17 protein-coding genes are annotated in these 19,869 nt (G+C 59.4%); 9 read left to right on the forward strand and 8 right to left on the reverse strand.

Annotated features, from left to right (window positions below):
- Positions 1–25: 25 nt before the first annotated feature.
- The 4 genes from FH08_RS0116865 (at position 26) to FH08_RS0116880 (ending at position 5,255) form a co-directional block, all read left to right on the forward strand.
- Positions 26–1,045, forward strand: coding sequence for a GlxA family transcriptional regulator (locus FH08_RS0116865; protein WP_051888331.1), 1,020 nt, complete (start codon positions 26–28; stop codon positions 1,043–1,045).
- A 134-nt stretch (positions 1,046–1,179) separates the two neighbouring features.
- Positions 1,180–2,391, forward strand: a complete 1,212-nt coding sequence (locus tag FH08_RS0116870) for a M24 family metallopeptidase (protein ID WP_031359449.1) — start codon at positions 1,180–1,182, stop codon at positions 2,389–2,391.
- A 72-nt stretch (positions 2,392–2,463) separates the two neighbouring features.
- Positions 2,464–3,723, forward strand: coding sequence for a serine hydroxymethyltransferase (glyA, locus tag FH08_RS0116875; RefSeq protein WP_031359450.1), 1,260 nt, complete (start codon positions 2,464–2,466; stop codon positions 3,721–3,723).
- A gap of 287 nt (positions 3,724–4,010) precedes the next feature.
- Positions 4,011–5,255: an MFS transporter gene (locus FH08_RS0116880; RefSeq protein ID WP_235210389.1), complete on the forward strand. Its 1,245-nt coding sequence runs from the start codon at positions 4,011–4,013 to the stop codon at positions 5,253–5,255.
- A gap of 150 nt (positions 5,256–5,405) precedes the next feature.
- Here the strand turns inward: FH08_RS0116880 and FH08_RS0116885 are convergent, their stop codons facing one another.
- From FH08_RS0116885 to FH08_RS0116895, 3 genes are all read right to left on the reverse strand, one after another.
- Positions 5,406–6,551, reverse strand: a complete 1,146-nt coding sequence (locus tag FH08_RS0116885; RefSeq protein ID WP_031359452.1) for a substrate-binding domain-containing protein — start codon at positions 6,549–6,551, stop codon at positions 5,406–5,408.
- Between the two features lie 105 nt (positions 6,552–6,656).
- Entirely contained in the window at positions 6,657–7,658 is a 1,002-nt protein-coding gene (locus FH08_RS0116890) for an ABC transporter permease (protein ID WP_031359453.1), read from the reverse strand.
- Positions 7,655–9,274, reverse strand: coding sequence for a sugar ABC transporter ATP-binding protein (locus tag FH08_RS0116895; protein ID WP_035566445.1), 1,620 nt, complete (start codon positions 9,272–9,274; stop codon positions 7,655–7,657). The genes FH08_RS0116890 and FH08_RS0116895 overlap by 4 nt, the downstream gene beginning before the upstream one ends.
- A 304-nt stretch (positions 9,275–9,578) precedes the next feature.
- Here FH08_RS0116895 and FH08_RS0116900 point away from each other — a divergent pair, with 304 nt between their 5' ends.
- Both FH08_RS0116900 and FH08_RS0116905 read left to right on the forward strand, forming a co-directional pair.
- A complete protein-coding gene (locus FH08_RS0116900; protein ID WP_031359455.1) occupies positions 9,579–10,427 on the forward strand; it encodes an AraC family transcriptional regulator in 849 nt (282 codons plus the stop codon).
- A 64-nt stretch (positions 10,428–10,491) separates the two neighbouring features.
- Positions 10,492–11,292, forward strand: coding sequence for a methyltransferase domain-containing protein (locus FH08_RS0116905; protein WP_031359456.1), 801 nt, complete (start codon positions 10,492–10,494; stop codon positions 11,290–11,292).
- Between the two features lie 97 nt (positions 11,293–11,389).
- Here the strand turns inward: FH08_RS0116905 and FH08_RS0116910 are convergent, their stop codons facing one another.
- The 5 genes from FH08_RS0116910 to FH08_RS52960 form a co-directional block, all read right to left on the reverse strand.
- A complete protein-coding gene (locus FH08_RS0116910; protein WP_051888322.1) occupies positions 11,390–11,752 on the reverse strand; it encodes a copper resistance CopC family protein in 363 nt (120 codons plus the stop codon).
- Between the two features lie 11 nt (positions 11,753–11,763).
- Positions 11,764–12,687 (reverse strand): hypothetical protein, encoded by a 924-nt coding sequence (locus tag FH08_RS0116915; RefSeq protein ID WP_031359458.1) that lies wholly within the window; start codon positions 12,685–12,687, stop codon positions 11,764–11,766.
- A gap of 109 nt (positions 12,688–12,796) precedes the next feature.
- Positions 12,797–13,177: a DUF2946 domain-containing protein gene (locus tag FH08_RS0116920; protein WP_031359459.1), complete on the reverse strand. Its 381-nt coding sequence runs from the start codon at positions 13,175–13,177 to the stop codon at positions 12,797–12,799.
- 191 nt (positions 13,178–13,368) lie between these two features.
- Positions 13,369–14,688: an Nramp family divalent metal transporter gene (locus FH08_RS0116925; protein WP_031359460.1), complete on the reverse strand. Its 1,320-nt coding sequence runs from the start codon at positions 14,686–14,688 to the stop codon at positions 13,369–13,371.
- Positions 14,689–15,164: 476 nt separating this feature from the next.
- A complete protein-coding gene (locus tag FH08_RS52960; RefSeq protein WP_200878757.1) occupies positions 15,165–15,323 on the reverse strand; it encodes a type II toxin-antitoxin system Phd/YefM family antitoxin in 159 nt (52 codons plus the stop codon).
- 401 nt (positions 15,324–15,724) lie between these two features.
- Between FH08_RS52960 and FH08_RS48460 the strand changes: the two genes are divergently transcribed.
- The 3 genes from FH08_RS48460 to kdpB all read left to right on the forward strand — a co-directional run bounded on the left by FH08_RS48460 (position 15,725) and on the right by kdpB (position 19,812).
- Positions 15,725–15,820, forward strand: coding sequence for a potassium-transporting ATPase subunit F (locus FH08_RS48460; protein ID WP_035566418.1), 96 nt, complete (start codon positions 15,725–15,727; stop codon positions 15,818–15,820).
- Positions 15,817–17,625, forward strand: a complete 1,809-nt coding sequence (gene kdpA / locus FH08_RS0116940) for a potassium-transporting ATPase subunit KdpA (protein ID WP_031359463.1) — start codon at positions 15,817–15,819, stop codon at positions 17,623–17,625. The genes FH08_RS48460 and kdpA overlap by 4 nt, the downstream gene beginning before the upstream one ends.
- Positions 17,626–17,754: 129 nt before the next feature.
- Positions 17,755–19,812 (forward strand): potassium-transporting ATPase subunit KdpB, encoded by a 2,058-nt coding sequence (gene kdpB, locus FH08_RS0116945; protein WP_031359464.1) that lies wholly within the window; start codon positions 17,755–17,757, stop codon positions 19,810–19,812.
- Positions 19,813–19,869: the final 57 nt, after the last annotated feature.

Consider the following 19,869-nt stretch of genomic DNA (forward strand, 5'->3'; position numbering starts at 1 on the left):
GAACCAATTTACGTCCAATGCAAAAATGAGCAAACCTTCTGGTCGTGCCGCTACGGTTGACACCTCATACTCCGCGGGGCTGCACGATTTTCGCGTGAGAAGGTTTGGCTTCCTGCTGGTCGAGAACTTTTCGCTGTTGGCATTGAGCGCCGCAGTCGATCCGCTGCGCATAGCAAACATGGTGGTTGGCCGACACGTTTACGACTACAAGATGATTGTGGCCGAGGGCCAGGAAGTACGCTCCAGCGATGGCATGCGGCTGTTGGCTGACGCCACGTTCCTCGACGGCGAGACGTTCGACGCTGTGTTTGTCGTAGGCCCCAACCCGATACCCCGTCGGGGCATTGGTGTCGTGCTGGACTGGCTGAGGCTGCAAGCGCGCAAGGGAGTCGCAATCGGCGGGCTCGATACGGGAAGTTATTTTCTTGCCCGCGCGGGACTGCTCAATGGCTACCGGTGCACCATTCATTGGGAAGATCGCGACGTGCTCGTCGAGCAATTTCCGAAGGTGACGGTATCCAACCGCCTGTACGAAGTCGACCGGGACCGTTTCACATGCAGCGGCGGCATAGCGCCGCTCGACATGATGATCCACTTGCTGGGACTGCCGCCGGGAAGTGCCGACCTGTCCGCGCGGGTGCTCGAACTTCTTGTAGCAGACAGGCGCAGTCACGAGCAGCGCCAGCGGACTTCGTTGCGGCAGTACATAGGCGCTGAACACGCGAAGCTGGAGGAAGCCCTGCAACTCATGGAAAGCAACGTGGAGGAGCCATTGACTGTTGCTGAGGTCGCCGCCTTTATAAGCGTGTCACAGCGGCAACTCGAGCGCTGGTTTCACGAACGAATTCGCAAGACTCCCGCGCAGACCTACCTCGAAATTCGTCTCTTGCGTGCGCGCCAGCTTCTGTTGCGCACGTCGCGACCGTTGGAAGAGATTTGCATCCGCACAGGGTTCACATCGATCACTCATTTCTCCACACGCTACAGAGAGCAGTTTCAGGTCTCACCCATTGCAGACCGCAAGCGTTACCAAAGCGCTCTTTGATATAAGCGCTACCGGCTGGCGTTTACCCTTGAAGTCGAAAACGAAAACAATTACGTCGAATCTGGAAATTTGTTCATTCTCCAGGCTTCTACTATTTGCTCCACGAACTCATCTCGTCACCAAGGAGCAAGTGGATGGAACTGAAGAATCTGATTCGAATCGAGAACGGCGAAAAGGTAAAGCACACATTCTCGGACGCTGAATACGCAGGCCGGCATGGCAAGCTTCGCGAGCTGATGGGGCGCGAGAATATCGACTCGGTGTTATTCATGTCGTATCACAACATCAATTACTACGCGGACTTCGTGTATTGCTCGTTCGGCCGCAAGTACGGACTCGTGGTGACGCAGAAGAAGGTCGTGTCGATCTCGGCGAACATCGACGGCGGCCAGCCGTGGCGGCGCACCGTAGGCGACTACAACGTGGTCTACACCGACTGGCAGCGCGATAACTTCTTCCGCGCAGTGCAGGCCGAAGTCGACAACAAAGGACGCGTGGGTATTGAGTTCGATCACGTGCCGGTCGACGTTCTGGCCAAACTGAAAGCAGCGCTGCCGGAGGTCGAATTTGTCGACATCGGCGCACCGACCATGCGCTTGCGCATGATCAAGTCGGCGGAAGAAATCGCGGTGATCAGGCACGGTGCGAATGTTTGCGATATTGGCGGCGCCGCGCTTGCTGCCGCCGTACATGACGGTGTGCCGGAACACGAAGTCGCCCTTGCGTCGACCCAGGCCATGGTGCGTGAAATTGCACGCCGTTTTCCCGATTCGGAGTTGATGGATACGTGGACGTGGTTCCAGTCAGGCATCAATACCGACGGCGCCCACAATCCCGTTACAACGCGCAAGGTGCAGAAGGGCGACATCCTTAGCCTGAACTGCTTTTCCATGATCGCGGGCTATTACACGGCGCTTGAACGCACGATGTTCTTCGATCACTGCCCGGACGAACACCTGCGGTTGTGGAAGGTCAACGTGGAAGTGCACGAAGCGGGTCTCAAGCTCATCAAGCCGGGCGCACGATGCAGCGACATCGCCCACGAATTGAACAAGATCTACGCCGAATACGGCCTGCTTCAATACCGCACGTTCGGCTACGGCCATTCGTTCGGCGTGCTGTCGCACTACTACGGCCGCGAAGCGGGACTCGAGTTGCGCGAAGATATCGACACTATCCTTGAACCGAACATGGTCGTCTCAATGGAGCCGATGATCATGCTGCCCGAAGGCATGCCGGGCGCAGGCGGCTACCGCGAGCACGACATCCTGGTCATTGGCGAGAAGGACGCAACCAACATCACGGGTTTCCCGTACGGACCCGAGAAGAACATCATCAAGGGTTAGGTAGTTCGAACGGTCCTGCGGCTCAAGCTGCAGGACAAGCAGCTTGAGCAAGCCAAGCAGGAGCGGTTTTTAATGTTCTCAGTACAACAGATAATTGCCGGATTCGATCCGGACCTTGCCAATGCCATGACGCTTGAGCGGCGGCGGCAGGAAGAACACATCGAACTGATCGCGTCAGAGAATTACGCCAGCCCGCGCGTGCTCGAAGCACAAGGCTCCGTGCTGACCAACAAGTACGCGGAAGGTTACCCGGGCAAACGCTATTACGGCGGCTGCGAGCACGTTGACGTCGTGGAGTCGCTGGCGATCGAGCGGGCCAGACAACTGTTCAAGGCGGACTACGCCAATGTACAGCCGCATAGCGGTTCGCAGGCCAACGCGGCGGTATACCTCGCACTGCTGACTCCCGGCGACACCATTCTCGGGATGAGCCTCGCGCATGGTGGCCACCTGACGCATGGCGCGAAGGTGTCGTTCTCGGGCAAGCTGTACAACGCGATCCAGTACGGGGTGAATACAGGGACCGGCCTGATCGACTATGACGAAGTGGAGCGGCTTGCGATTGAACACAAGCCCCGGATGATCGTTGCCGGATTCTCCGCGTACTCGCGCGTGCTCGACTTTGCGCGCTTCCGGAAGATTGCGGACCGGGTCGGCGCCTATTTGTTCGTCGATATGGCCCATGTGGCGGGACTCGTCGCAGCGGGGCTTTACCCGAATCCCGTGCCGATCGCCGATATCGTCACGACAACCACGCACAAGACTTTACGAGGTCCGCGCGGTGGCCTGATTTTGGCTCGAAGCAACGCCGGGATCGAAAAGAAACTCAGCTCGATGGTCTTTCCGGGCACCCAGGGCGGGCCGCTGATGCACGTGATTGCAGCGAAGGCCGTTGCATTCAAGGAAGCCCTTGGGCCGGAATTTGTCGACTATCAGAAGCAGACGATCGCGAATGCGCGAGCCATGGTTTCGGTGTTCGTCGAACGCGGCTATGACGTCGTGTCCGGCGGCACCGACAACCACTTGTTCCTCGTTGACCTGGTCGCGAAGGGGTTGACCGGAAAAGACGCGGACGCCGCGTTGGGCCGTGCACACATTACCGTCAACAAGAACGCCGTGCCCGATGATCCGCAATCGCCATTCGTGACCAGCGGAATCCGAATTGGAACGCCGGCCATTACCACGCGCGGTTTTCTCGAGGCCGACGCGGTGCTGACTGCGTCGTTGATGTGCGATGTGCTGGATCATCCCGGCGACGCCCGGATCGAGAAAACGGTTCGTGAGCGGGTGGCCGTGTTGTGCAAGCGCTTGCCGGTGTACTCCGGACTCTAGGCTCGTCCGGGCCGGCCGCGCCCTCGCTGTCCAGTAACGGTATCGAATCGTCGTACTGAATAAAGTACTCAAGCAATCAAGTGAGAACAGCCCGGCGAAGCGGCCACGAGAGCCGCCTCCGGCAACGATGCAATCTAACGTCATGTTTGGAGAAACTAATGGATACCAGGAAAGCGGTTTCAGGGCGAGCGGCAACCGCCGGCATCTCGCAGGCCGGCCTATCCTTTCCGCCGGGAAACGATCAGGTGGCTCACGCCCCCGACGGGCGTTTGCTCAAGCGCGCGGCGATGGCAAGTTTCATCGGGAATTTCGTCGAGTGGTTCGACTATGCGTCGTACGGCTATCTGGCGACCATTATCGCCGTGGTCTTTTTCCCGAAGACCGACCCCGCAACGGGTCTGCTCGCGGCATACGCGGTCTTTGCGATCTCGTTTATCGTGCGGCCAATCGGCGGCATTGTCTGGGGACACTTCGGCGACAAGATCGGCCGCAGGACGGCGCTGTCGCTATCCATCCTGATCATGTCGGCTTCGACTTTTGTCATTGCCTTCCTGCCAACCTATGCGCAGGTGGGCGTGATGGCGCCAATTCTTTTGCTGCTGGTCCGGCTGATCCAGGGGTTCTCGGCATCTGGAGAATACGCGGGGGCCTCCGCGTTCCTGGCTGAGTATGCACCGGAGGGCAAGCGCGGCCTCTATACCAGCATCGTGCCGGCGAGCACGGCGGCGGGCCTTCTGTTTGGTTCGATATTCGTGGCGGTGTTGCATGCCGTATTAAGCACGGAACAGATTCAGTCCTTCGGCTGGCGCCTGCCGTTTTTGCTTGCTGCGCCGTTCGGACTGATAGGGCGTTACATTCGCGTGCGCCTGGAAGATACGCCCAAGTTCAAGGCGCTCGAAATCTCTCATCACCTGGCACGCGCGCCGGTCAGGGAACTGCTGAGCGTGCATCGCGGCAAGATGCTGATCGCATTCGGCGTTACCTGCTTGAACGCAGTGGCGTTCTATCTTGTGCTGAGCTATATGCCGACCTACCTGTCCACGGAGATGGGCATGGGCGAGACAGAATCCTTTATTGCCGCAACTATCTCTCTTACCGCTTATATCGGCTTCATTTTCATCATGGGAGCGCTGTCGGACCGTGTCGGCCGCAAGACGATGCTGATCGGAGCTTCCATCCTGTTCGCCTTGCTGACGGTGCCGCTTTTCAAGGGACTGGTCGGCGCCGGTTTCCTGACGATCGTGATGATCCAGATCGGGTTTGGTGCGCTGCTGACAATGAATGACGGCACGCTTCCCTGCTTCCTTTCGGAGATTTTCCCGACACGGGTGCGCTACAGCGGATTCGCTTTCTGCTTCAACGCGGCGAACGCGTTATTTGGTGGGACGGCACCATTCGTTGCGACCTGGTTGATCCATGCGACCGGCAGCAAGCTGGCCCCGGCGTGGTACATGGTTGGGGCGGCCGTGGTTGCGCTGGTCGCCATGCTTGCAAGCCGGGAGACATCGCGCGAGCCGCTTGCAGACGACTAAGACGTTCTTTCCGAGGGTAAAGACCGCCGGCAGAAGCGGTCCAATCGATTTGCCGTCGTCATGCTTCGCCTGCGTGACAATCATCTTACGGGCGAAGCGCCACCCAAGCGCGCTCCGCCCGCATCACTTAAGCATCACTCAACCATCACATCAGCCGCAAGCCGGCTTCGCCTTTGTGCAAGCGTCCGCCAACTGAGCCGGAGGATCTTTCTTGAAGACGGTCTTGTACGATTCGAGCACGTTGGACTGAACCACCGCCAACGACTGCACGCCGATCCACGCCGGCGGCGTCTGTCCAATGAGCGCCTTCATCATGGCCATCGCTTCGGCCACGCCCTGATCATAGGGACGCTGCGAACCGGTTGCCTTCAGCGGTCCGCCCTTGGCGATCTCGATCGCGGACTCAAGCCCAAGGTCGACTGTGGTCACCGGAATGTTCACGCCCTGTGCCCGCATCGATGTCAGCGTGTCCAACGCCGGTTGATCCCACACCGCGAACAGTCCCTTGACGTCAGGATTGCCCGTCAAGAAGTCCCCCGCGATCTGCCCGACTTTCGACGGGTCGGTGAAGTCCACTTGCTTGATCTTGAGGTCGGGCCGATTCTTTGCCATCCAGTCGTTAACCGCTTTGGTCCGTTCCTTCGTGCTGAAGTAGTCCACGCCGAAATTGACCAGTCCAATGGTCGAGCCTTTGGCTACGCACGATGCAAGAACCTTGGCCGCGATCTGGCCGTTGCCTTCGCTGTCGGCGGAGATCATGGACGCGTATTGTTCCGGATGCTTCAGGCCGGCCGGCACGTTGTCCATGAACACCAGCTTGATGCCGGCCTGGGACACCTTCTTGTACGTTGCCGCGGTCGCGGTTCCATCGACCGGAATGGAAATGATGCCGTCCGGATGGCGCTGAATGGTGTTCTCGATATCCGCAATCTGCTTGTCGACCTGATACTCGGCTGACGCCGTGCCAATGACCTCCACGCCGTATTTCTTCAGCGTGTCGGTAATGCCCTGGACCTGCAGTTGCGACCAGTCGAGATTCATGGTCTGCATCGAAATGCCGACCTTGAACTTACCGGCTTTCACCTTCGCCACGTCAGCATCGCTCAGTTTCACCGTATCCACGGACGCCGCTTTTTCGCCATTCGGTCCTTGCCCGACGATCGTTTTTGGTCCTATCGATGCAACCGGTAATCCGGTCACGCACTGCGCGCTGGCGTCCAAAGAAGACAGGGCCGCAACGCCTGCCGCTGCCATCATGCCGGCCAACACCATTCTTGAGCCACGACGATGTTTCATGATTCTCCTCCGTTGGTTTTGATGTACTTCGTCCCCTGCCTGCTGCCGAACCCTGGCCGTCCTTGGCCAGGGTTCCTTGCATCGCGAGTGATCGGCATGCCCCCGTCACTTCTTTGTAAAGGCGACCGCCGCGACGATGATCGCCCCCTTAATGACTAGCTGGAGCGATGAACTCACGCCCAGCAACACAAGACCGTTATTGAGCGTTCCGATAATCAGGCTGCCCAGCAGCGTGCCGAGGACGAACCCTCTGCCGCCGAACAGGCTGCAACCACCTAGCGTCACGGAGGCGATCACATCGAGTTCGAGTCCCTGCACGACATCGGGCCGCGCTGCGTGAGAGCGCGCCGACAGAACGAGCGCGGCGAGCCCGGCAAGCATGCCGGTGAGGATGAACGCAAGCGTGGTGACGCGCTTGATGTTGATCCCTGAATAAAGCGCTGCGGTCGGATTGCCGCCGGCCGCATAGATCTGCCGGCCAAAGACGCTGTAGTGAAGCAGCAGGATGCCGGCGATCACCGCGAGCACGGTCCAGATGATCGGCACCGGCACGCCAAAGATGTCGCCCTCGCCGAAGATCGAGACAAAGGAGTCGTTGGTGATGATGACCGGCCGCGTTGTGGTGACCAGCAGGGCCAGCCCGCGCGCCGCGCTGAGGGTCCCCAGCGTGACCAGGAACGAAGGAATATTCAGGCGGGTGACGACGAACCCATTGATCGCGCCCACGATTGCGCCGGTCCCAATGCCGGCAATAGCGCCGATGATCCAGTTGTCGCCAATATGCGCCATCGCGAGTGCAGCGGACATGCCGGACAACGCCAGTGCGGACCCCACGGACAAGTCGATCTGCCGGGCGATGATCACGAACGTCATGCCGATCGCGATGATAGAAACCAGCGCGGTCTGGCGGCCGATGTTCAGGAAGTTGTCGATGGAGAGGAACCACGGCGACGCAAAGCTGAACACGACCAGCAAGATAGCAAACGCGAAATACAGCGCGTAGGGCCGGTCGCCCTGCAACAGGATGCGTATTAACTGCGACTTGCGGCTGCGCCGCTGTTGGGCTGCCTGCCCGTCGGTCGCGGGCGTTGAGACAGAGTCGTTCATGTTGCGTGCGCCCCGGAGGAAGTCCCCTTGGGGGACTCGTTGGAAGAACGTGAAAGCTGGATCAGGTGATGCAGCGCTTCGGCGTTGCCGAGATGCGCGCGATCCAGGGTATTGACTATGCGGCCGTTGACGACAATCGAGATCCGGTCGCACAGACGCAGAAGCTCATCCAGATCCGACGACACGACAAGGACACCTGTACCGGCCCGGGCGGCGTCCTGCACAACACCGTATATTTCCTCGCGCGCGCCGACGTCGACGCCGACCGTGGGTTCGTCGAGTAAAAGAAGCTTGGGCCGCGGGTGATCCCACTTGGCGAACACCACTTTCTGCTGATTGCCGCCGGACAGGAACTTGACGTACGTGGAGGATCCGGGTGCTTTGACAGCGAGCTTTTTCATCGAGCTTTGCGCCTGCTGCACGGCAGCTTGGCTGCGCAGCCAACCCCAGCGGGAAAATTGCGGCAGCCGCGGCAAAGTGAGGTTTCGTTCAATGGAATGATCGAGAACCAGGCCCTGCACGTGGCGGTCTTCCGGCACGAGCGCGACGCCAAGTTTGATGGCTCGCGCCGGTGTTATTCGTGACATCGCCTGATCGCCGATCACAATGTTGCCGGTATCGACTGCCCTGAGACCGAAGATGGTTTCCAGTATCTCGGTACGGCCGCTGCCGATCAATCCCGCGAGTCCGTGGACTTCGCCCTTGCTGACGGTGAGGTCCACATCGCGAAGGCGGTCGTTGCACACTTTGGACAACGTAAGGACGGGCTGGGCGACTACGGCAACGTTCTTCTTCTCCTGGGTAGGAAAATCGCTCGCCGAACCCACAGCGGTCCTTTCCCGCGCATGCAAGGCCGCATGGCCGGGGCCAATAATTGCCGCCACCAGTTGCTTCATGTCGGTTTCCGCCGTTGGGAACATCCCGACATTCATGCCGTCACGGAACACGGTGACGCGCTGCGAAATACGAAAGACCTCGTTTAACCGATGTGTCACATAGATGACACCCACACCGCGACTGGTCACCGTGCGAATGGCGTCGAAGAGAATCTGTTCCTCACCGCCAGTCAGCGCCGAGGTGGGCTCGTCGAGAATAAGTATGCGCACGTCTCCCATCAACGCCTTGCAGATCTCCGTCATCTGGCGATAAGCAAAGGGGAGGGAACCTACAGGGGTGCGTGCATCGAGTGGAATGCCGTGGGCTCGCAGAAAGTCGCTGACCATCGCCATGAGCTGGCGTTTCTTGACGAACCCGAGACGCGTGCGCGGCTCTCGTCCCAGCATGAGGTTGGCCCCGACCGACAAGGACTCGACCAGACTCAGGTCCTGGTAGACGACCGCGACGCCGGCGGCGCGTGATTGCGCCGGGGAGTCGAACGCGACTCTCTCGCCCGCGATCTCGATGGACCCTTCATCGTAGGCATGAACACCGCTCAGGATCTTGATCAGCGTTGACTTCCCGGCTCCGTTTTCGCCCAGCAACGCATGGACTTCTCCGGGAAGTACTTCGAGGTTGACCCCGCGAAGCGCTTGCACGCCGCCAAACCGCTTGGTGACGCCCGCAACACGGATCAACGGAACCTGAGGCGATGATGCGGCCGCAACCGGCTCACTCATCTCGCTTGTCTCCTTCGTCTGCATGACGAAATTCTTTTATGGTTTTTGCGATTTTTTTGCCATTCATCGCAAAACAATGTTGTGATCTTCTCATCAGCCAAATGGCGAGTCAATAACATTTGCGGGCATCAGGACGTTATGAAGGGCGTTTAAATGTGATGATCGTATCTTTCGATGTCACTATCATTCCGTTTCTGGTAAACCCGGCTTGAAATCGACTCACTGCTGTTAGTGAGCGGTTTATCGCATTTCCGCTTTAACTCGCTGCTCAACTTGCTGCTCAACTTGCGGTAGTCTTCGAGACATGAAGGTCAATCCGGATCACACCTGTCGCGTTTTCGGCTCGCCTTGGGCGGACGTCTATTGCACGGACATCAATAGCGCTCGCCACTACGGCAAACACTGGCACGCAACGTTTGGTCTCGGGCTGCTGGAGAGCGGTGCGCAGAGCTCCGCTAGCGGTCAGGGACAGGTCGAGGCTTACGCAGGCAATCTCATCACGACCAACCCCGGTGAAGTGCACGACGGCCGGCCGATCGGCGGCGCTTCGCGTCGGTGGCGCATGGTGTACCTGGAGCCCGCGGTGATCGCTTCAATGTTAGGCGATCCTCAGTCTCGCGCTGCTGCGGATGTAGCCCTCACGCGTCCTGTTATAGAAGACGCGAGACTCGGTGCTGCGCTGCGGGAACTGTTTCACCGCGTGGAGAGTTGCGGCGCCGGACAGCACTCGACCAACACCCATGTTCTCGCGTGTGAAGAATCCCTGGTCCAGACCTGCGCGCTCTTGTTGAACGTCCATTCGACCACTTCACCGGTCCAGGAGATCGGGGGTGACCTCAGACGGGTTCGCGAACGGCTGGGCGATGACCTCCTTAATCCACCAACGCTCACTGAACTAGCCGCCATGGCCGGCCTTAGTAAATACCAGGTGCTGCGCCGCTTCGAAAGGACCTATGGTGTACCGCCGCATGCCTGGCTGCTGCAACAGCGCGCAGAGCAGGCGCGAGGCCTGATTCGCCAAGGACTAAGCCTGGCGCAAGCCGCGGCGGCTTGTGGTTTCGCGGATCAAAGCCACATGACCCGGCTTTTTATCCGTCACTTTGGATTCACGCCCGGTGCATGGCAGAAAGCTGCCGTGCGCGCGCTGCAATAACGTTCAAGACGCGCGCCGGGTGAATCGTGACACTGGGCCACCTACTTGAAGGAGGTCTGGATTCATGGATGCGTACGTACACGGTTATCAGCCGAACGAGAACGAACGCCTGCAAAACCAGGCGCGAACGCTAACCGACCTGCTCCACTTCGACACGCTTTATCCCGCCGGTCACACCGTGCTGGAGGCCGGATGCGGCGTCGGTGCGCAGACGGTTACGCTAGCCGCGCGCAGCCCGGCTGCGCGATTTACTTCTATCGACATCAGCTCTCAGTCTTTCGACGCAGCGCAACAAAAGACCCGCGCCGCTGGACTGACGAACGTCACGTTCCAGCAAGCCGATATCTTTTCGCTGCCATTCGAACCTAAGTCTTTCGACCACATTTTTGTCTGCTTCGTGCTGGAGCATCTCGAGCAGCCGATGGAAGCGCTTACGCGGCTTAAGCGGTTGCTTAAGCCCGGCGGCACGATTACGGTCATTGAAGGCGATCACGGCTCGACCTATTTTCATCCGGACAGCTTTGCGGCCCGGGCTGCCATTCAGTGTCAAATCACTTTGCAGCAGCAAGCGGGCGGCAATGCGCTTCTCGGCAGGCAGTTATATCCGCTGATGAACGCGGCAGGTTTCGACCAAGTTCGCGTGTCGCCGCGCATGGTGTACGCAGACTCGAGCCGGCCCGATCTGGTGGACGGATTCACAACAAACACCTTTACCGCGATGATCGAGGGCGTGCGGGCATCGGCAATATCGGCTGGGCTGATCAAGCCGGAAGATTTCGATGACGGTATCAGGGATCTGCACAGGACCACGCAAGACGATGGCGTGTTTTGCTATACGTTCTTTAAGGGCGTGGGGCAACACTAAACCGGCATCTGGCCTCGCGCTCGTGATCGCAGCGTGGTCCGGTTCAGCGATCGCGAGTCACGCGCTTGCGTGACTCGCCATGGCGATCGGTCTTAGCCTACTTGACCGTGAACTTGTAATGCCCCTGGGTGCGATGTCCGTCGTCGGCGACGGCAATCCAGGCGACCGAATAAACGCCGGGCGTCAACGCATTCAGCGCGACCGCCATGTGTTTCTTGTCCGCCGGATCAACCACTGACTTTGCGCTGGTGACAGGCTTGCCCTGTGCATCGGTGACAGCGATCGAGCTGAACGCGGGTTCGAGCCCATCGTCGAACTCGATCGCCACTTCCTTTTGCGAAGTCGACACGGTGGATCCCGCACCCGGCTCCTGATGTTGTGGATAGGCGTGTGCTTGAGCGAGCTGCGCACTCGCGAGAGCGGCTACGGCGATCAACGTACGCACGGTTGCAGAGTTCATAAGGGCGATTTTCATGGCTTGAAGAGTGGCTTGCCGACAGAATTAGGGAGGATATCGTCGAAATAAAGGTGCGCCTGAAGCAGGATGCCGACATGGCTGCCCGTCGCGCGATTGACCGGAATCTGCGCTTCAATACCTAGCTGACCATAGCGGTTGAGCCAGATAAAACCGGGGTTGATGGTCCCGGTTGTATGGCCGGAACACGGACCCGCGGTGCAGGTGTTCATCGGGAACTCGACCACCGGAATCAGGTTGGCGAGCGGCTGCGGCAAGCCGAGGTCCTTCACTTGCTGCTGCAGATATGGAATGCTGTACTGCAGCGTCGTGCCCCAGTCGAGTGAGTTCGGTGATGATCGGGACGTCGTCAGGTTAGGTCCGATTTCACCCGTGATCGCGAATGGTTTCAAGAAGCCGAGGCTCTCAGGAAGGTCGCCGAAGCCCTTGCCGAAATAGACCGTCGGCGTGATGGTGGACGACGAATCGCCAATCGCGCGAGCGCCTGTGCCGCCCAGTTCAGTATTTACGCCGACCGATGCCATGAACTCATGGCGAGCGTTGGAGTAAGCCAGATACTTCAGGCCGAGCGTGACGTTGTCGAAGCCCTTCGCGGAGCCGCCGTTGGGTGCATTTTGTGTGACGTAGGCGCTGCCAATACTGAACGCCAGATTCGACGTAATCAGCTTGTCCCATTCGAACGAGGCGGTATTGACGTTCATGTTGTCGCCATCGTCAGTCGGGCTTTTGATGTGGCCGTACTGGAAGTCGAATTCATCGCCGACGCCGGGATCGTCCACGGCCATTGTCGCGGGGAAGACCCGGTCGCCGACCACCGCATGCGCCCATGCAAGTGATGATCCGGTCAGGCAGGCGGCGCCAGCCGCCCACATAAGCGCGGCGCGTGCAGGCGCCGCGTGCCGCTTAAGAAGCGTACGCATTGTGTTTCCTTTGTCATGATCGTTGTGAGCGCGCTATTGCACGCCGTCGTGTCTGGTACGTGACGGCACCGCGCCGCTGTCAGCGGTGCAAGCAATAGAGACGAAAGGGTCAGGAAACGACGGGAGGCGCGCGAGGCTGGGCAGCAATGAAACGCGGCACCGCGCGAACGGCTGCGCGTACCACGGGAAGGGGAGCACTGGTCACCGACACAGCGGCGGCAAAGGCCACTGACGAACCGGTCAGGATGGGGAAATGAGCGAGCAGGCCGCAATAAGCGCAAGCCTGAGAATGCAGTGCACCGGAGTGCGAGGAGGAGTCGCCGTTGCCCGTTTCGCTAAAGGCCGGGTCAGCCGAGCAATAGGTGCTGAGCGCTTGGCCTAGCCGGTCATGCGAGGCTAGCGCATGCGAGACCGTCGGCGCGATAGAAGTCATCAGGATTGCTAGCAATCCCAGGATACTTCCGATCTTCAGTAAACGACGGCGGAACATGCTGTGATCAACACCGGGCAGTCGATGATATGGCGCCGATTATGCCACGCGTTTATAGCTTGTTAATCACTTCAAAACGCAATACTCGTCATGCGCCATCGAGCTGCTTGAAAATCTGTCCGAAGTGACCGTGTGCGGTCGTACTACGGGTTTAGGCGCAGGGGTATTGCCCCACGCGAGGCGTTAGCCGCTCAAGCGCTCGGTAGGCCAGGAATGTCTACGCCGAATGTTTGCAGCAAGAGGATCGCGTTGAGGGTCAGCACAGCGAAGGCCGCAACAATGGCCAAGGCTTTCACCAGCGTCTTGTTCTTGTATGAACCCATGACGTCCGTCCGACAGGTGAACCAAACGAGCGCAGCCATCGGAAACGGCAGCGCAAGACTGAGCACGACCTGACTCATGACCAGCGCTTGCGTAGCATTCACACCCAGCCAGACCACGACGAAACTCGGCACCATCGTAATTGCGCGACGCAGCCATAGCGGGATGCGGAATCCGACAAACCCCTGCATGATCATTTGACCGGCCATGGTTCCCACGACCGAACTGGAAATGCCCGATGCGATCAGCGACAGCAGGAAAATGCCCGCAGCGGCAATGCCCAGCAGCGGCGCAAGCGTGTGATAGGCGGTTTCAATCTCGGCCACTTCCGGATGACCCGAGTGAAAGGCTCCCGACGCCATGATGACCATGGCCATGTTGATCAGGCCTGCAATGGTCAGCGCAATGATCACTTCCAGGTTAGAGAACGTGAGCAGCCTTTTGCGTTCGCCCTCAGTCTTGGGGGGATGGCGGCCCTGGGTGAGTCCCGAATGAAGAAAGAGTGCGTGCGGCATGACCGTCGCCCCGACGATACCCACCGCGATGGTCACCGCTTGCGCATCGGGCAAGTCCGGCTTGAACAGATGCAGTCCGACCTGCGCCCAGGCTACCGGCGCAATGAACAGCTCCGCGAGGTAAGACAAGCCGATGATCCCGACCAGTGCGCCAATAATCAGCTCCAGGGGCCGGTATCCTGCTTTCTCGAAGAACAGCAAGCCGTAGGTCACGACTGCCGTGACGATCATGCCGATCAACAATGGCATGTGAAAAAGCAGACTCAGGCCGATCGCACCGCCGAGGAATTCGGCCAGGTCGGTGGCCATGGCCGCAACTTCGCTGACTCCCCACATGACATAAACGAGCGGCTTGGGCAAATGATCCCGGCATAGCTCAGCGAGATTGCGCCCGGTGACAATTCCCAGTTTTGCGGAAAGTGACTGGAATAACATCGCAATGATGTTAGCCAGCAGCACAACCCACAATAATCCATACCCATATCGCGCGCCGGCCTGGATATTGGTCGCGAAATTGCCCGGGTCCATATAAGCGACAGAAACCACCACTGCGGGTCCGGCAAAGGGCAGGAGCACCGACCAGCCGGTGCGGCGGCCTTCCAGCACATCACGCATGGCGAGAGTCGTACTGTCGCTCATTGATCGGCTGGTTTCCGGGCGGACGCGGTCATCCATTGCTTGGCTCAATACGTTAGAGAAAATGGATCGCTTTGCGCGGACCGGATTGCGGTCGCCATGGCGGCGTCGCGTGCAATGCATTAATTGCTTTACTCGGCGGCAGATTAACGCGTTAAGCAATCAAAGCACAGTTTTGGTTTTTTTGGGTATTCTCGTTGTTAATTTCTTTCAATTTGCTTACCGCTGCAATCAGAAGCCTTTCGGGAATGGCTGTTGTTGGCCTGCTCTTCTTGGCGTGGCGCTAGCGGATACGGCGGACGTCCCGACAGTCAGGCTGTCGCCGACTCGGTATCAAATGATCTGATCTTTGTCGATTCGCACAGCGGCGAGGGTTAAAAGCGCCGGTGTACGCACCGAATCCAGACTGACCATGCCAGGCGCTCTAATTCGGCTTGGCTTATTTTCAGATGGCGCCAGTTCTTCCTGATCGAAGGGCAGCCGGTTAAGCCGGCTGCGAACACTCAGCCTTCCTTTCAAACCACCAAAACGGCGCGGAGCCCGGTCACCCTGAATGGGCCCAGCCTGGCGACGGGCTTGCCGGCCTTCGTAATGGTAATTTCTTCACCGTTTGCCGCGGCATCGACAAGCATCGAAAAATGCGTCCTGGCGTCGTGAATATTGACGGTTTGCATACTGCTCCCAATGGGCTGACGCCCTGGTCATACACGGTTATCGACGCGTAAGTTACCACGCCGGTCTTATTCCTCTATTGCGCCTTCATCGGTCATGCCGCGCCTGACAAGAGCGCTGCCAGCCAAACGCGACTCCACGCGCCGACAGACCCGCAAGCCCTTCACATACCCCCGCGCCCCACCTGTCTCTCCCCGCGTCTTTACACTTTCTTTATATCCCTGGCAGTTCTCTTTTCCGGCCGTTTACGCGCGATCAACTAACCTTCAGCACGTCCGAATCCGCTACGGGAGATCAAAACAATGGACCTGTTATATATCGCCGGCATCATCGCCTTCTGGGCAGTGTGCGCGGTTCTTGCCATCGGTTGCGACAAGCTGCGTCGCGCCCCGGGAGGTCGCCCATGACCACCTGGATGCTGTTGCTGGCAGGTGCTTCGACTCTGCTCTTGTTCGTGTACCTCGTGTACGCACTACTGCGTGCGGAGGATCTGGAATGAACGCCAATACCGTATTTCAAACGGGTCTTTTTATCGTCGTGCTGATCGCGCTCGCGATTCCGCTCGGCCGATACATGACCTCCGTGCTCGATGGTTCGTCAGTAGTTGTTAGACGCATCGGCCGTCCAGTCGAAGCGCTGCTTTACAAGCTTGCCGGCGTAGACGAAAAGTCGGAAATGTCGTGGAAGCACTACGCATTCGCCGTGCTTGCATTCAACGCACTCGGCGCGCTCGTCGTGTTCGGGTTCCTGCGCTTGCAACAATGGCTGCCGTCCAATCCGCAGGCCTTCGGTCCCATGACTCCGGACGCCGCGTTCAACACGGCCGTCAGCTTCGTGACCAACACGAACTGGCAAGACTACACGCCTGAGTCGACCGCCAGCTATCTCTCGCAGATGGTCGGCCTGACCGTGCAGAACTTCTTGTCGGCTGCTACCGGCATTGCCGTTGTCGTCGCGCTGATTCGCGGCTTCGCACGTCATACCGCCACGACCATCGGCAACTTCTGGGTCGACCTGACGCGTATCACTCTGTATATCCTTGCGCCGCTGGCAACGGTGATCGCACTGGTGTTCGTGAGCCAGGGCGCGATCCAGAACTTCCAGTCGTACCAGGATGTCGGCACGCTTCAAGTGACGACCTATCAGACGCCGAAGACCGACGCGCAGGGTAATGCGGTCAAGGATGCCAAGGGCAATCCGGTGATGGTGGACAACAAGGCCGACAAGCAGACCATCGCGATGGGCCCGGTTGCCTCGCAAGAAGCAATCAAGATGCTCGGCACGAACGGCGGCGGATTCTTTAACGCCAACTCCGCGCATCCGTATGAAAACCCAACGCCGTTCTCTAACTTCGTCCAGATGCTTGCCATGCTCGTCATTCCGGCGGCGCTGTGCGTGGTGTTCGGGCGAACGGTGGGCGACAAGCGGCAGGGCTACGCAATCCTCGCTGCGATGACCATAGCGTTCACCATCGCGTGCTGGGGTGAGATCTCATTCGAGCAGGCAGGCAACCCGCTGTTCGCGTCGCTGCATGTGGACCAAAGCGCTTCCGCGATGCAGTCAGGCGGCAACACCGAGGGCAAGGAAACACGCTTTGGTATTGCGCAGTCGGGCATCTTCACGGTCGCCACTACGGCTGCATCGTGCGGTGCTGTAAACAACGCGCATGACTCGCTGACGCCAATGGGCGGCTTCGTCCCCCTGTTGTTGATCCAGCTCGGTGAGGTGATCTTCGGTGGTGTGGGTTCGGGCTTATACGGCATGCTGGTCTTCGCCATGCTCGCGGTGTTCGTCGCCGGCCTGATGATCGGTCGCACGCCTGAATACATCGGCAAGAAGATCGAGTCGTACGAGATGAAGATGGTGGCGATCGTCGTGTTGCTGACGCCGTTCCTGGTGCTGCTCGGTGCGTCGATCGGTGTGCTGACGGCAGCGGGCCAGGCGGGCATATCGAACCCCGGGCCACACGGCTTCTCCGAGATTCTCTACGCCTATAGCTCTGCCGCCAACAACAACGGCAGCGCCTTCGCGGGCCTCACGGTCAGCACGCCGTTCTACAACATCACGACCGGCATTGCCATGTGGTTCGGCCGCTTTGGTTCGATCATCCCGGTGCTGGCCATTGCCGGTGCGCTTGCCGCTAAAAAGCGTATTGCCACCACGGCCGGCAGTTTGCCGACTCACGGTCCGCTGTTTGTCGTGTTGCTGCTCGGCACAGTCGTCCTGGTCGGCGCGCTGACATATGTACCCGCGCTCGCGCTGGGTCCCGTGGTCGAGCATCTGATGATGCTCTCGGGCAAATAAGCGGTCACTGATACAGAGGAAAGTATGAACACAATTGTCAAACCGCCAGTGAAAACGCCGAACAAGGCACCGGAGAAAACACCGGAGCCGAGTGGTTCGGGCGGCCATTCACGTTCGGCAGCCCGTTCGATGTTCGACCCCGCCATCGTCATGCCGGCGATTGCGGACTCGTTCAGGAAACTGGGCCCGCGTACGCAGTTGCGTAACCCGGTGATGTTCTGCGTCTACATCGGCAGTATTTTGACCACGGTGTTGTGGCTCGCGGCCCTCTCGGGCCAGGCTGAAGCACCGGCGGGATTTATTCTCGCGGTCTCGCTGTGGCTGTGGTTCACGGTGCTGTTCGCGAACTTCGCCGAGGCACTGGCCGAGGGTCGTTCGAAGGCGCAAGCAGCGTCGCTGCGCAGCGCCAAGCGCGACGTGATGGCGAAGAAGCTGGAAAACGCGAATCCGAAGTCGTCGTTGCGCATTACAACGGCAACGGAGCTGCGTAAGGGCGATATCGTGCTGATCGAAACGGGTGACGTGATCCCGGCGGACGGTGAGGTAATCGACGGCGTAGCTTCAGTCGACGAGTCCGCGATCACGGGCGAATCCGCCCCGGTGATCCGCGAATCGGGCGGCGACTTTACTGCGGTGACCGGTGGTACCCGCGTGCTGTCGGACTGGATCGTGGTGCGCGTGACGGTCAATCCGGGCGAGGCGTTCCTCGACCGCATGATCGCGATGGTGGAAGGCGCCAAGCGTCAAAAAACGCCTAACGAAATCGCGTTGACCATCTTGCTCGTGGCACTGAGCCTGGTGCTGTTGTTCGCGACTGCCACGCTGCTGCCGTTCTCGATCTTCTCGGTCGGTGCAATGAAGGCGGGTCACGTGGTGACGATTACCGCGCTCGCCGCCTTGCTGGTTTGCCTGATCCCGACGACCATCGGCGGACTGTTGTCGGCTATCGGTGTGGCCGGTATGAGCCGGATGATGCAGGCCAACGTGATCGCGACTTCCGGCCGTGCTGTGGAAGCAGCGGGTGACGTCGACGTGCTGTTGCTCGACAAGACCGGCACGATCACGCTGGGCAACCGTCAGGCATCCAGCTTCGTACCCGCTCCGGGTCTCTCGGAGCAGGACCTGGCCGACGCTGCCCAGCTTTCGTCGCTGGCCGACGAAACGCCTGAAGGGCGCAGTATCGTCGTGCTCGCCAAGCAGCGCTTCAACATTCGCCAACGCGAGATGGCAACGCTCCATGCGACCTTCCTGGGCTTTACTGCACAGACGCGCATGAGCGGCGTCGACTTGCCCGATCGTGAGATTCGAAAGGGTGCGGCCGACGCGGTCAAGTCCTACGTTGAGCGTCATGGCGGCCGTTATCCGCAGGAAGTATCGAATGCGGTCGATGAAATCGCCCGTCGCGGCAGCACGCCGCTGGTGGTTGCCGACCGGCGCGAAGAAGGTGCGCGTGTCCTGGGTGTGATCGAGCTGAAGGACATCGTCAAGGGCGGTATCAAGGAGCGCTTTGCCGAGCTGCGCAAGATGGGTATCAAGACCGTGATGGTGACGGGCGATAACCGCCTGACCGCTGCGGCGATTGCGGCTGAAGCGGGGGTTGACGACTTCCTCGCGGAAGCTACGCCTGAAGCGAAGCTGGCGACCATCCGCGGTTATCAGGCGGAAGGACGGCTGGTAGCGATGACCGGCGACGGCACCAACGACGCACCGGCGCTGGCGCAGGCCGACGTAGCGGTGGCAATGAACACCGGCACGCAGGCGGCGAAGGAAGCCGGCAACATGGTCGACCTCGATTCGAATCCGACCAAGCTGATCGAGATTGTCGAGATCGGCAAACAGATGCTGATGACGCGCGGCTCGCTGACGACGTTCTCGATCGCCAACGACGTGGCCAAGTACTTCGCCATTATTCCGGCCGCGTTCGCGTCGACGTACCCGCAATTGCGTGTGCTCGACATCATGCATCTGACGTCGCCTTCGTCCGCCATCTTGTCCGCCGTGATCTTTAACGCGTTGATCATCGTGTTCCTGATCCCGCTGGCACTGAAGGGCGTGAAGTATCGGCCGCTGGGCGCTGCTTCGCTGTTGCGTCGCAATCTGCTGGTATACGGCCTTGGCGGGATCTTGCTGCCGTTCCCGTTCATCAAGATCATCGACATGATTCTGACGGCATGCGGCTGGGCCTGACCTGCACGGAGCGTGCGCCGGGTATGCGAGATGCATACCCGGCCACCCTGGGCCTCA

The organism is Caballeronia sordidicola (genome assembly GCF_000729995.1).
GTDB lineage: Bacteria > Pseudomonadota > Gammaproteobacteria > Burkholderiales > Burkholderiaceae > Caballeronia > Caballeronia sordidicola_A.

What these genes read in the sequence shown, in the direction of transcription:
- FH08_RS0116870 (WP_031359449.1), top strand. Translation starts at nt 1,180, where the DNA reads ATGGAACTGAAGAATCTGATTCGAATCGAGAACGGCGAAAAGGTAAAG.
- FH08_RS48460 (WP_035566418.1), top strand. Translation starts at nt 15,725, where the DNA reads ATGACCACCTGGATGCTGTTGCTGGCAGGTGCTTCGACTCTGCTCTTG.
- glyA (WP_031359450.1), top strand. Translation starts at nt 2,464, where the DNA reads ATGTTCTCAGTACAACAGATAATTGCCGGATTCGATCCGGACCTTGCC.
- FH08_RS0116895 (WP_035566445.1), bottom strand. Translation starts at nt 9,274, where the DNA reads ATGAGTGAGCCGGTTGCGGCCGCATCATCGCCTCAGGTTCCGTTGATC.
- FH08_RS52960 (WP_200878757.1), bottom strand. Translation starts at nt 15,323, where the DNA reads ATGCAAACCGTCAATATTCACGACGCCAGGACGCATTTTTCGATGCTT.
- FH08_RS0116920 (WP_031359459.1), bottom strand. Translation starts at nt 13,177, where the DNA reads ATGTTCCGCCGTCGTTTACTGAAGATCGGAAGTATCCTGGGATTGCTA.
- FH08_RS0116925 (WP_031359460.1), bottom strand. Translation starts at nt 14,688, where the DNA reads ATGGATGACCGCGTCCGCCCGGAAACCAGCCGATCAATGAGCGACAGT.
- FH08_RS0116865 (WP_051888331.1), top strand. Translation starts at nt 26, where the DNA reads ATGAGCAAACCTTCTGGTCGTGCCGCTACGGTTGACACCTCATACTCC.
- FH08_RS0116915 (WP_031359458.1), bottom strand. Translation starts at nt 12,687, where the DNA reads ATGCGTACGCTTCTTAAGCGGCACGCGGCGCCTGCACGCGCCGCGCTT.
- FH08_RS0116880 (WP_235210389.1), top strand. Translation starts at nt 4,011, where the DNA reads ATGGCAAGTTTCATCGGGAATTTCGTCGAGTGGTTCGACTATGCGTCG.
- FH08_RS0116900 (WP_031359455.1), top strand. Translation starts at nt 9,579, where the DNA reads ATGAAGGTCAATCCGGATCACACCTGTCGCGTTTTCGGCTCGCCTTGG.
- FH08_RS0116890 (WP_031359453.1), bottom strand. Translation starts at nt 7,658, where the DNA reads ATGAACGACTCTGTCTCAACGCCCGCGACCGACGGGCAGGCAGCCCAA.
- FH08_RS0116905 (WP_031359456.1), top strand. Translation starts at nt 10,492, where the DNA reads ATGGATGCGTACGTACACGGTTATCAGCCGAACGAGAACGAACGCCTG.
- FH08_RS0116910 (WP_051888322.1), bottom strand. Translation starts at nt 11,752, where the DNA reads ATGAACTCTGCAACCGTGCGTACGTTGATCGCCGTAGCCGCTCTCGCG.
- kdpA (WP_031359463.1), top strand. Translation starts at nt 15,817, where the DNA reads ATGAACGCCAATACCGTATTTCAAACGGGTCTTTTTATCGTCGTGCTG.
- kdpB (WP_031359464.1), top strand. Translation starts at nt 17,755, where the DNA reads ATGTTCGACCCCGCCATCGTCATGCCGGCGATTGCGGACTCGTTCAGG.
- FH08_RS0116885 (WP_031359452.1), bottom strand. Translation starts at nt 6,551, where the DNA reads ATGAAACATCGTCGTGGCTCAAGAATGGTGTTGGCCGGCATGATGGCA.